Raw genomic sequence first — 13234 nt, 5'->3', positions numbered from 1 at the left:
AAACATGTCTGAAGAAATATCTGATATAAAAGATTATAAATGGTATATAGTTCATACTCAGCACGGTTATGAAAATAAAGTTCGTGAGCGTATAGAGAAAAGAGCTAAAGAAAATGGTATGACTGACCTCATAGTCGATATATATATACCTTCAGAAACAGTAACTTCTACAAAAAACGGTAAGAAAGTTTCTAAAGAGGAATTTTTTTATCCGGGCTATGTTTTAGTAAAGATGATAATGAATGATGCAACACAGTCTATGGTTAGAAGAACTCCGGGCGTTGCGGGCTTTATAGGAAGTCATGCTACAACTAAAGAGGAAGGTAATATTATTCCTACTCCTTTAAGCGAATCAGATGTTGCTCGTATATTCTCCGACAGAGAAGAAAAATCTAAAACAGGCATCAATGAAATTATTGGAATGGAATTTGATATAGGTGAAAAGGTTCAGGTAATAGACGGACCTTTCAATGGACTTAATGGTATAATAGAAAATATTAATTCTGATAAGGGCAGAGTAACAGTAAAAATAGAGATATTTGGAAGAAGTACTCCTACAGAATTAGAATTCACTAAAGTAAAAAAGTTATAATCTAAAAAATAAAAATAAATAAATCAAGAGGTAGTAAAAATGGCTAAAAAAGTGGTTGGTATTGTAAAGGTTCGCATACCAGGCGGAGAGGCAACACCTGCTCCTCCATTAGGACCTGCATTGGGTCAGAAGCAGATACAAATAGCCGCTTTCGTTAAAGATTTTAATGCAAAAACTTCTAAAATGAAAGGGCAGATATTAAATACCTACATAACAGTATATGAAGACAAAACTTATACATTTGTTACTAAAGGTACATCTACTTCTACACTAATTAAAAAGAAATTGGGCATAGAAAAAGGTTCTGGTGAGCCTAATAAAACTAAAGTTGCTACAATCAATCAAAAGCAGCTTGAAGAAATTGCTCAGGAAAAAATGGCTTATATGTCAGCTAATGATATAGAAGCAGCAAAAAAAATAGTTGCGGGTACAGCTCGTGCTATGGGTATTAAAGTAGAATAATCATTAAGAAGCATACCATTTATTTAATTGAATAATAAATGGAAGTAAACGTTTGAAAGAAAAGGAAGAAAACAATTATGGCTACAAAAGAGAAAAAAATAGGTGGCAAACGTTACGACGCTATAAGAAAGCAAGTAGAGAAATTAAGACTCTATTCCGTAGATGAAGCTATTGAATTAGCTAAGAAAAACGCTACCTGTAAATTTGATGAAACTATTGAGGTAACAATAAACCTTAATATATTACCAAAACACTCAATAAGAGATACATTATCATTCCCAAATGCCTTTGGTAAAGAAAAAAGAGTAGTAGTATTTGCTCAGGGAGAAAAAGCTGATGAAGCTAAAGCAGCAGGAGCTGTAGAAGTTGGTTTTGAAGATTTAATAGATAAAGTTAAAGGCGGATATACTGACTTTGATGTTGCTATTTCTACTCCGGATTTAATGAAAGAAGTAGGTAAATTGGGACAAATTCTCGGAAGAAAAGGACTTATGCCTAACCCAAAAACAGGAACAGTTACACTTGATATAGCACAAGCTGTAAAAAGTTTCAAAGCCGGAAGAATGGAATACAGAGCTGATAAAAACGGTATAGTAAGAATGGGTATTGGTAAGGCTTCTATGAATGCTTCTCAATTAAATGAGAATTTCAAAGCATTCTATGATGAAATTTTAAGAAAAAAACCTACAGACTTGAAAGGTGAATATATCAAAGCGGTTGGTGTAACATCTACAATGGGTGTGGGTATAAAAATAGATCATAAAAAAATCAAAATGTAATTAATTTAGCGATAAACCTGTTTTGTTTTTAGCGAAGTCATGTTTTGTGATCCCATTATATGAATAGTTACAGCAAAATGGTTTAATATAATAGAGGTGGTATTTATGCCTAATAAGAAAAACATTGAAACAGTATCATTGCTTAAAGAAACTATGGGAGCATGTGCTGGTTTGGTATTCTTCGATTACAGAGGGGTAACAGTAGCACAGCTTACAGATTTAAGACGCGAATTAGCAAAGACTTCTTCTTCAATGAAAATATGTAAAAACTCTTTGGTTGATATTGCTTTAAAAGAGTTAGGCAGAGAAGTAAAAGATGAGATGTTCATTAATCCTACCGCTGTAGTATTTGCTAAGGAAGATGTTCCTAGTGCAGCTAAAGTGATAAGTGAAGCATCTAAAAAGAATGATAAAATCAAAATCAAAGGCGGCTATATGGGGGTAGATTTACTTGACCCAGCACAAGTACAAGTTGTAGCAAATATTCCGCCAAGAGAAGTTTTACTATCTCATCTTGTTACAGCACTCGAGTCTCCTATATCAAGTTTTGCAAACAGTTTGCAAAGCATTATATCAGAACTTGCTTATGTGCTTGACAGTGTTGAAGAAGAAAAGAAAAAATCAGCTTAATATATTAGCTGACAAATTATTAATTAAAAAACTATTTTTACAATTTTAAGGAGATAAACAATGGCTTTAAGTAAAGAAGAAATATTACAAGCAATAGAAGAAATGAAAGTTATAGAGCTTCATGAATTAGTAGAAGCTATTAAAGAAAAATTTAATGTAACAGCAGCTATGCCAGTTGCAGCAGTAGCAGCAGCTCCAGCAGGCGGTGCAGCAGCTCCAGCTGAAGAAGAAAAAAATGAATTTGATATCATTCTTACAGGTTTTGATGCAGCTCAAAAAATTGCTCTTATTAAAGAAGTTAGAGCAGTTAGCGGCTTAGGCTTAAAAGAAGCTAAAGATGCTGTTGAAAAAGGCGGAGAAACAATTAAATCAGGTGTTTCTAAAGAAGAAGCTGCAGCTATTAAGAAACAATTAGAAGCAGCAGGCGGTAAAGTTGAAGTTAAATAATTATTTTTGTCAATATATCATTAACATTTAATGATTCGTATATAGGAAGGGTATAAGTATTTGTACCCTTCTTATTAGTGTATTTAATAAGTTAGTAAAACCAAAAGCGTAAAAGCGGAGATCTTTTAATATGGCCAATAATATTCAGATAGATAATAAAGTATATCCGGAAAGAGGGGTAGAGTTCGCAAAAAAATATAGGATGGAAAACGGACGTGTAAACTTTTCACGAACCGCTTCTGTAATAGAACCTCCCGATCTCCTCGCTATACAAAAAGAATCTTATGAAAGTTTCCTTCAAAAGGATGTACCTGAAAATAAGAGAAAAAATGAGGGATTACAGGAAGTTTTAACTTCTATATTTCCTATAGTATCGTCTAATGAAAAGATGCAGATAGAATTTATTTCTTATTCTATAGGAGAGCCTAAAATCACAGAAAAAGAGGCTAGAAGAAGAGATAAAACTTATTCCTATCCTTTTAAAATAAAAGTACAATTAACTGTAAGAGACCCTGAAAGAATCATAGAACAGGAAATATTTGTGGGTGATATACCTGCTATGACAGACAGAGGTACATTTATTGTTAATGGTGCTGAACGTGTTATCGTTTCTCAGATTCATAGATCTCCAGGGGTAGTTTTCAACCGCAGCGACAGAGATGCTATGTTCGTAGCTAAAATAATTCCAGACAGAGGTACTTGGTTGGAATTTGAGCTTGATACCAAAAAAGATATAATGTATGTTAGAATAGACAGAAAGAAAAAACTTCCTGTTACTGTATTTTTAAGAGCTATTGGTATCACAACTAATGAAGAAATTTTGAAATTATTTTATGAAGTTGATAATATTTCATTAGAAAAACTTTCAGATGAAAATTCTAAAGAGGCTTTAATAGGCAGAAGATCATATTCAACAGTATATGATACAGAAAACCCAGATGAAATAATATTGAATCCTGGTGAGCTTATTAACCCTAACTTGGCTGAAAGACTTTTAATGAGCGGCATTAAAGAAATATCCGTATTAAATATGGAAGCAATAAAAGATAATGTAACCATAATTAATACTTTAGATAAAGATACAACAAAAAATCAAGAGGAAGCATGCACTAAAATTTATAATGTTATAAGACCGGGAGAACCTGCTTTAATAGAAAATGTTGTGAGGACTTGTAATGATTTAGTGTTTGACCCTAAATCCTATGCTTTAGGGGATGTAGGTCGTTATAAATTAAATAAAAGATTAAACTTCCCTGAAAGCGAACAGGATAAAGTTTTAAGACATAAAGATATAATAGAAACTATTCGTTTTTTAATAAAAGTATTCATAAATGAAGAACAGTTAGATGATATTGACCATTTAGGAAACAGACGCGTAAGAAGTGTTGGTGAATTATTATCCATACAAATAAAAGCTGGTTTCACTAGAATGGAGCGTATAGCTAAAGAAAGAATGCAGATGCAGGATATGGAGGCAGTAACTCCTCAGTCTCTTGTAAGCATTAAACTTATACAGGCTGTAATTAAAGAGTTCTTCGGTACAAACCAATTATCTCAGTTTATGGATCAGAATAATCCATTATCAGAGATTACGCATAAAAGAAGATTAAATGCTTTAGGTCAGGGCGGTCTTACAAGAGACAGGGCAGGTTTTGAGGTAAGAGATGTACACCATACTCACTATGGTAAAATATGTCCTATTGAAACTCCTGAAGGTCCAAACATTGGACTTATAGTTTCACTTGCTACTTATGCTAAAATTAATAAGCATGGTTTCTTAGAGACTCCATACAGAAAAGTAATTGACGGAAAAGTAACAGATGAAATAGAATATCTAACAGCTCATGATGAGGAAAAATACCATATTGCTGATGCTAATGCACCTTTAAATGAAGACGGAACTTTCAAAGATAATCTTATATCAACAAGATACAGAAGTGAATTCCCATATTCTTCACCAGATCAGGTTCAGTATATGGATGTTTCGCCTCAGCAGATTGTATCACTTTCAAGTTCTTTGATACCATTCTTAGAGCATGACGATGCTAACAGGGCTTTAATGGGTTCAAACATGCAGCGTCAAAGTGTGCCTTTGCTTTATCCGGAAGCTCCTATAGTAGGAACAGGTGTAGAAGCTAAAATATGTCAGCCTGGTACAGGAATAGCAGTTCATGCAAAAAGAGCTGGAAAAGTAATTAAAGTTGTTCATGATGAAATTGTAATTAAGCCTACAAAACAAAACAGCGATGATGATTTAGATGTTTATGAATTAGTAAAATATCAAAGAACTAACCAAGACACTAATTACCATCAAAGACCTGTTGTAAATGTAGGTGATGTTGTTAAAGCAGGAGGACTTTTAGCTGACGGACCTGCAACAGATCATGGTGAGTTAGCACTTGGAAGAAATGTTCTTGCTGCTTTCATGATTTTTGAAGGGTATAACTTTGAGGATGCTATTCTTTTAAGCAAAAGATTAGTTCAGGAAGATGTGTTTACTTCCATACATATAGAAGAGTTTTCAGTTGAAGCCCGCGAAACAAAATTAGATAAAGAAAATATTACTAGAGATATACCTAATGTATCGGATGCAGCTTTCAAAAATTTAGATGAAAGAGGTATTGTAAGAATAGGTGCTAAAGTAAAAGCAGGCGATATATTAGTAGGTAAAGTAACACCAAAAGGTGAAACAGAAATAACTCCTGAATACAGACTTCTTCATTCAATATTTGGTGAAAAGGCAAGAGATGTAAAAGATACTTCTTTAAGAGTTCCTCATGGTAAAGAGGGTACTGTTATAGATGTAAGAGTATACAGCAGAGAAAACGGCGATGAATTAAAGCCTGGAGTAGAAGAAGTAGTAAAAGTATTTTTAGCTAAAAAGCGTATAATACAGGAAGGCGATAAAATGGCAGGCCGTCACGGTAACAAAGGGGTTGTTGCTAGAATCATGCCTATAGAGGATATGCCGTTCTTAGAAGACGGTACTCCTGTAGATATATGTCTTAACCCATTGGGTGTACCTTCTCGTATGAATATAGGTCAGGTAATTGAGATGTTACTAGGTTGGTCTGGTCATAAAATGGGACTTAAATATGCTTGTCCTGTATTTGAAGGACCTAAAGAGGAGGCTTTAAGAGAAGCATTTGTTGCAAGCGGTATGAATGCTAATGGAAAAGTTAGACTCTATGACGGAAGAACAGGAGAGCCTTTCAAAAATGAAGTTGCTGTAGGATACATGTACATGCTTAAACTTAATCACTTAGTAGAAGATAAAGTACATGCTAGAAGTACAGGACCTTACTCACTTGTTACTCAGCAGCCTTTGGGAGGTAAATCTCAATTCGGAGGTCAGAGATTAGGAGAGATGGAAGTTTGGGCATTGGAGGCTTATGGAGCTGCTAATATGCTTCAAGAGTTCTTAACTGTTAAATCAGATGATATGACAGGACGTGCTAGAATATATGAATCCATTGTTAAAGGTGATGTGATATCCTCTCCGGGTATACCAGAAAGCTTTAATGTATTAGTTCAGGAACTTAGAGGTTTGGGACTTAATATTACTATTCATGATGAAGAAGGCAATCAGCTTCCTTCTACTGAAAAAGAGCTTAGACAGAAAAATAAAAAGAAAGAACCAAAGATTTGGAAATAATTAGGAGAAGTTTAAGTATATGCAATTTTCAAATTTTGACCAAATAAAAATTAGTATAGCAAGTCCTCAGGTTATGAGAGAATGGAGCTATGGCGAGGTAAAAAAACCGGAAACTATTAACTACAGAACTTTAAGACCTGAGAGAGACGGACTTTTTTGTGAGAAAATATTCGGAACTACTAAAGAATATGAATGTTACTGCGGTAAGTTTAAAAGCATTCGTTATAAAGGTGTAGTTTGCGATAAATGCGGTGTTGAAGTTACTCATTTTAAAGTTAGAAGAGAGAGAATGGGGCATATAGAATTAGCCGCCCCTGTTGCTCATATATGGTATTATAGAAACACTCCTTCAAGAATAGGACTTCTTCTAAATATGAATATAGCCCATTTAAGAAGCGTACTTTATTTTGAAAGGTATGTAGTTATTGATTCAGGCGACAGCAGTTATTCTAAAGGTGATTTATTAACTGAAGATGAATATAACGAAGCTTTGGATAGATACGGTGATAATATAAGAATAGGAATAGGTGCTGAGGGCATAAGAGATATGCTTAAAGACCTTGATATGGACGAAGAGATTAGAAAGCTCAGAGAGGAAATGATTAAAAAAGGCGAGAAGAGCGACAGACGATTAAGAAAGCGTCTTGAAATCTTTGAGGACTTTAAGGCTAGCGGAAATGATCCTACTTGGATGATACTTGATGTAGTTCCTGTAATTCCTCCTGATTTAAGACCTATGGTTCAGCTTGATGGCGGACGCTTTGCTACTTCAGATTTGAATGATCTTTATAGAAGAGTTATAAATAGAAATATCCGTTTAAGAAGATTATTAGTTTTAAGAGCTCCTGATATTATCATAAGAAATGAAAAAAGAATGCTTCAGGAGGCGGTTGATGCTTTATTTGATAACAGCAGAAGAAAGAAAGTAGTTAAGGGTCCGGGAAACAGACCTTTAAAATCTCTTTCTGATATGCTTAAAGGTAAACAAGGTCGTTTCAGACAGAACCTTTTAGGTAAACGCGTTGACTATTCAGGTCGTTCTGTTATTGTTGCTGGTCCTAGACTTAAAATGCATCAATGCGGTCTTCCTAAAAAAATGGCTGTTGAATTATTCAAGCCATTCATAATGAAAAAATTAGTTGAAATTAATTCAGCTCATAATATAAAATCTGCTAAAAGATTTGTAGAGGAGGGCAGAGAAGAAGTTTGGGGAGTATTAGAAGATATTGCCAAAGAACACCCTGTACTTTTAAACAGAGCTCCTACACTTCACAGACTTGGTATTCAGGCTTTTGAACCTGTTCTTGTTGAAGGAAAAGCCATTCAGCTTCACCCATTAGTTTGTCATGCTTACAATGCTGACTTTGACGGCGACCAGATGGCAGTTCATACTCCGCTTTCTGCTGAGGCTCAGATTGAGGCTTGGACTTTGATGCTTGCTCCTCATAATATATTAAACCCTGCTAACGGTGAACCTATTGTTAACCCTACACAGGATATAGTTCTTGGTATAAGCTATCTTACTAAACTCAGAACAGGAAGTAAAGGTGAAGGAAAGATATTCTCATCTCCTAAAGATGCTCTTCTTGCTTATGATAATAATTTGGTTGAGCTTGAATCCAGAATTAAAGTTTTAATGAAAAATAAAGACGGAGAGGAAGAGTTTATTGAAACTTCTGTTGGAAGATTAAAATTCAATGAAGTTATTCCTGAAGATTTTAGATATCAAAACAGAGATTTTAACAGTAAAGATTTAGCTAAATTCATTCATGAAGTATATTTAAAACATGGTACAGCAGTAACGGTTAATATGCTTGATGATATTAAAGAACTTGGCTATCAAAGTGCTACAGTATTTGGTTCTACTATTTCTATTGCTGATATACTTATACCTCCGATGAAAAAACATGAAATAGAAGAGGCTACTAAACAGGTAGAGTTCATTGAAAATCAGTATATGAATGGTATTATCACTACCGATGAGAAAAAACAGAAAGTTATGGACCTTTGGACTACCGTTGAAGGTAAAATAACTGAAGCTATGATGGATAATTTAAGACAAGACCAAGACGGATTCAACCCTGTATATATAATGGCTGATTCCGGAGCTAGAGGTTCTAAACAGCAGATAAGACAGCTTGCTAGTATGCGTGGTCTTATGGCTAAACCTTCAGGTGAGATTATTGAGCTTCCTATTATTTCAAACTTTAAAGAAGGTCTTACTGTACAGGAATACTTTATTTCTACTCACGGTGCTAGAAAAGGTCTTGCCGATACTGCATTAAAAACTTCAAGTGCTGGTTATCTTACTAGAAAATTGGTAGATGTTGCAATAGGGGTTGTTGTTTCAGAGCATGACTGCGGTACTGTCAAAGGTATTGCTATAGAAGCCATAAAAAACGGAGATGAAATTAAAAAATCTCTTAAAGAACGCGTTGTTGGATTCTTTACAAGTGAGCATATTTATCACCCAATCACAAAAGAGCTTATATGTTCTGCTAATACTGAAATTACAGAAGAGATTGGTGATTTAATAGAGAAAGCAGGAATAGAAAAAATCAGCATAAGACATCCTCTTACATGTGAAAGCAGAATGGGTGTTTGTCAGAAATGTTATGGAAGAAGTTTATCTACTAATAATCTTGCTTCTATTGGTGAGGCTGTTGGTGTTGTTGCTGCTCAAAGTATTGGTCAGCCCGGTACTCAGCTTACAATGAGAACTTTCCACATCGGCGGTGTTGCTACTCAGATGGTAGAAGAAAATGAGATTAAAGTTAACTATCCTATATATATAGAACAATTCTCTAACTATGTTGTTCAGCCTAATGGTGTTAAAATCACAGCAAGAAAAGGTGATTTGATTATAAGAAGGGTTTTGGAAAAATGGGAAAAATCTTCATTAAAAGATATTATTGCTGAACATAATGCAAAAGTTCTTATAGGAGATGTTATAGCTACACTTAAAGACGGCACAGAAATTAAAGCTACTCATAATGGTACTTTCAAAATCACTGATGATGATAAATATATAATGATTACAGGTGATAAGCATACTAATGTTATTAAAGTTGGAAGTGAATATAAAGTAGATGAGCATGTATTCATAGAAGCTAATACAGTTATTGCCAGCTTTGATACTTATAACGAACCTATAATTTCTGAAAAAGCCGGTATTGTAAGATATCAGGATATCATACCGGGAAGAACTTTAGTTGAAGAGATAGACGATCAAACAGGTAATAAAACCAATATTATTCAGGAATTCAAAGATGCAAGTATGCAGCCTAAAATCTTGATAGTTGGTGATAATGATACTTTTGAAACTGATATACCTAATGGTGCTCAGCTTATGGTTGAAAATAATCAGAAAGTTGAAGTTGGAGAGGTTATTGCTAAAACTACTCGTATACAGCAGAAAAGTAGAGATATTACAGGAGGTCTTCCAAGAGTACAGGAATTGCTTGAAGCTCAGAAACCTAAAGACACTGCTATTATTGCTGGTATTGACGGGGAGGTTGAAATAGGCGGTTCTCATAAGGGTAAAAAAGTAGTTAAAATCAGAAATGAATTTGATGAAACTAAACACTTGGTTCCTCATGGTAAAATGCTTCTTGTAAGAAATGGAGACCAAGTAAAAACAGGTACTCAATTATGTGCAGGTAAAATAAACCCTCATGATATATTGGAAACTCAAGGTGATTTGGCTTTACAGACTTATTTGCTTGAAGAGATTCAAACTGTATACAATCAGCAGGGTGTAGGTATTAATGATAAGCACTTTGCTCTTATAATAAGACAGATGCTTAGAAGACTTGAAATAACTGATCCGGGCGATACTAAATATATTGTAGGTCAGTATGTAGATAAATATGAATTTGAAGAAGAAAACAGACGCTATGAAGAAGCAGGCGGTTCTCCTGCAAGCGGTAAGCCTGTACTTTTAGGTTTAACTAAAGCTGCTCTTAATACAGAAAGCTTTATATCTTCTGCTTCATTCCAAGAAACTACTAAAGTATTAACTAATGCCGCTATAAAAGGAAAAGTTGATAAACTTCTTGGATTAAAAGAAAATGTTATTATAGGTCATTTAATACCTGCAGGTACTGGCGTTAAACTTTATAATAAACTACATGTATACAACAAGCAAAGCGGTGATTTGGATAAGAAAGATAATATTGATAATAATACCAAAGAAGAAGAAGTTATGCAGATAACTGTATAAATAAATCTTTTAATAAAGGAGGTTTTCATATCATATATGAGAACCTCTTTTTATAATTCTTAATATATTCAAATAGTAAAGTGTAATAAAATGATAAACAAAATTAATAAAATGCCTTTGGCTCTTACAGGTTTAGCACTTGGTGTAGGCGGTATATTTAATGCTTGGAGTATATTTACAGGTATTAAATATTTTGCTTATATAGGTGCTGTAATTTCATCTATTTTAATACTTACAATCATAACAAAAATATTTTCATCATTCGGAGCTTTTCTTAATGATTTAGAACACCCTGTTGCAGGAAGCACTATTCCTACTCTTGATATGGCTGTTATGGTTATATCATCTTCGGTGGTTCAGTTTATAAGACCGCTTGGTATAGCTATGTGGTTTATTGCAATTATTGTGCATATAATATTTGCTTTTACATTTATAGCACATAGAATTAACTTAAAAGATTTAGAGCATATGCTTCCTAGCTGGTTTGTTCCGCCTGTTGGTATAGTTGTTGCTGCTGTTTCTGGTGCTAATATGGGTTTTCCTCAAGTGTCTCAAGTAATAGTTTATATAGGTACTGTTCTTTATATTATACTATTTCCTTTTATATTTTACAGAATAATTTTTCATGATCCTCTAGCCGATGACAGATTTCCTGCGTTTGCTGTAATGGGGGCTCCTGCTAATCTTTGTTTATGCGGTTATTTGACAGCTTTTCAAACTTACAATACTGCTTTGCTTAATTTTCTTTTGGCTTTAGGATTATTTACCACATTTAAGGTTTATTTATCTCTTATAAGGGCTTTTAGAATTAAGTTTATACCTTTGTTTGCAGCTTATACTTTCCCATTAGCTGTTGGGGCTCAGGCTTTGCTTAAATATGCTAATTATTCAAAAAGTATTAATGGTGAGTATTTTTATATATGGAATATTATTTCTATATTTGAGCTTATAGTTGCAAGTATGATGATTATTTATGTATTTATTAATATGATGTTCTTTGTTCATAATAATGTTATAAAAGAAAGTAAATAATATTAATTATAATTATTGTATTTATTTATATAATCAGTTAATAATATATTTAGCTTCTTTATATAAATAAATACTATTATAATTATTTATAAAATAATACTCATATACTAAAATAAAAATATATATAATTAAAACCTTACTTTTATAGAATTGGCATGTGCTTCTAAACTTTCATGCTCTGCGAAGTTAATTATATTGTCTTTAACTTTTTCTAATGCATCTTTAGTGTAGTATGTTATATAAGATTTTTTTATAAAGTCATCTACTGATAAAGGAGAAGCAAATTTCGCTGTTCCGCTTGTAGGTATTACATGATTGGCACCAGATAAATAATCGCCCAATGCTTCAGGAGTATAATCACCCAAAAATATTGATCCTGCATTTTTTATTTTGCTTAATACAGAAAATGGCTCTTTTATGCTTATCTCCAAATGCTCTGGGGCTATTTCATTACTTATATATACTGCTTCATCTATAGTTTCTGTTATTATTATTCTGCCGTTATTTTCTATAGATTCCATTGCTATATCCTTACGGCTTAATTTTTCTAATTGTTTATATAATTCTTCTTTTACTTTTTCTGATATATCTTTACTTGTTGTTATTAATATACTTGAAGCTAATTTATCATGTTCAGCCTGTGCAAGCATATCAGAGGCTATATGTATAGGATTGGCTGTATCATCTGCTATTATTAATACTTCGCTAGGTCCTGCCACCATATCAATAGACACCTCTCCATATACAAGTCTTTTAGCCATAGCAACATATATATTTCCTGGACCTACTATTTTATATACTTTTGGTATAGATTCTGTGCCGTGGCTTAAAGCTGCTATTGCCTGAGCCCCTCCTGTTTTAAACACTTTATTTACTCCTGCTATTTTTGCTGCTGCAAGTATATTATCATTAATTTTGCCTTCTTTGTTTGGAGGAGAAACCAATATTATTTCATTTACTCCAGCTACTTTTGCAGGTATAACATTCATAAGCACTGTTGAAGGGTAAACTGCTGTACCTCCGGGAATATAAACTCCTACTTTTTCTATAGGGTTTATAATCTGACCCATAACAATGCCGTCTTCTTCATTAGTTATAAAGCTGTTTCTTAATTGTTTTTTATGGAATTTTTCTATATTGTTATAAGCTAGTTTTAATGTTTCTTTAAACTTTTCATCAACTCTGTTATATGCTTCTTCTATCTCTTTTTCTGTTACTCTTAAATTATCTATTTCAGCATTATCAAACATCTTTGCATATTTTTTTAATGCATTATCTCCGTTTTGTTTAACATCTTCAAGTATTGCTTTTACCTTTTCATTAACATCATCATGGCTGAATTGACTTCTAAGTAATATATCATCTAATGATTGGCATTCTTTATAATTAATTACTTTTATCATAATACTAATTCC

Annotated in this window: 9 protein-coding genes; 8 read left to right on the top strand and 1 reads right to left on the bottom strand. The window is 33.3% G+C overall.

What is annotated here, in order from left to right; genetic code table 11:
* Positions 1-4: 4 nt before the first annotated feature.
* The 8 genes from nusG to BHAMNSH16_RS04485 all read left to right on the top strand — a co-directional run bounded on the left by nusG (position 5) and on the right by BHAMNSH16_RS04485 (position 11819).
* Entirely contained in the window at positions 5-592 is a 588-nt protein-coding gene (nusG, locus tag BHAMNSH16_RS04520; protein WP_069732270.1) for a transcription termination/antitermination protein NusG, read from the top strand.
* A 39-nt stretch (positions 593-631) separates the two neighbouring features.
* Positions 632-1054, top strand: coding sequence for a 50S ribosomal protein L11 (gene rplK, locus BHAMNSH16_RS04515; RefSeq protein WP_008723779.1), 423 nt, complete (start codon positions 632-634; stop codon positions 1052-1054).
* A 77-nt stretch (positions 1055-1131) separates the two neighbouring features.
* Positions 1132-1833 (top strand): 50S ribosomal protein L1, encoded by a 702-nt coding sequence (gene rplA / locus BHAMNSH16_RS04510; RefSeq protein WP_008728859.1) that lies wholly within the window; start codon positions 1132-1134, stop codon positions 1831-1833.
* 105 nt (positions 1834-1938) lie between these two features.
* Positions 1939-2463, top strand: a complete 525-nt coding sequence (gene rplJ, locus BHAMNSH16_RS04505; RefSeq protein ID WP_008728858.1) for a 50S ribosomal protein L10 — start codon at positions 1939-1941, stop codon at positions 2461-2463.
* Positions 2464-2523: 60 nt separating this feature from the next.
* Positions 2524-2910, top strand: coding sequence for a 50S ribosomal protein L7/L12 (gene rplL / locus BHAMNSH16_RS04500; protein ID WP_008728857.1), 387 nt, complete (start codon positions 2524-2526; stop codon positions 2908-2910).
* A 130-nt stretch (positions 2911-3040) separates the two neighbouring features.
* Entirely contained in the window at positions 3041-6565 is a 3525-nt protein-coding gene (rpoB, locus tag BHAMNSH16_RS04495) for a DNA-directed RNA polymerase subunit beta (RefSeq protein ID WP_008728855.1), read from the top strand.
* Positions 6566-6584: 19 nt separating this feature from the next.
* Positions 6585-10787, top strand: coding sequence for a DNA-directed RNA polymerase subunit beta' (gene rpoC, locus BHAMNSH16_RS04490; protein ID WP_008728854.1), 4203 nt, complete (start codon positions 6585-6587; stop codon positions 10785-10787).
* Between the two features lie 90 nt (positions 10788-10877).
* Entirely contained in the window at positions 10878-11819 is a 942-nt protein-coding gene (locus BHAMNSH16_RS04485; RefSeq protein ID WP_008728853.1) for a TDT family transporter, read from the top strand.
* A 128-nt stretch (positions 11820-11947) separates the two neighbouring features.
* On the opposite strand, the gene hisD is transcribed toward BHAMNSH16_RS04485, so the two are convergent.
* On the bottom strand, positions 11948-13222 hold the full coding sequence (gene hisD / locus BHAMNSH16_RS04480; protein ID WP_008728852.1) for a histidinol dehydrogenase: 1275 nt from the start codon (positions 13220-13222) through the stop codon (positions 11948-11950).
* Positions 13223-13234 lie beyond the last annotated feature (12 nt).

Origin of the sequence: Brachyspira hampsonii (assembly GCF_002214805.1) — a bacterium.
GTDB classification, from domain to species: Bacteria; Spirochaetota; Brachyspiria; order Brachyspirales; family Brachyspiraceae; genus Brachyspira; species Brachyspira hampsonii.
This window is presented reverse-complemented; position numbering and strand designations above follow the sequence as displayed.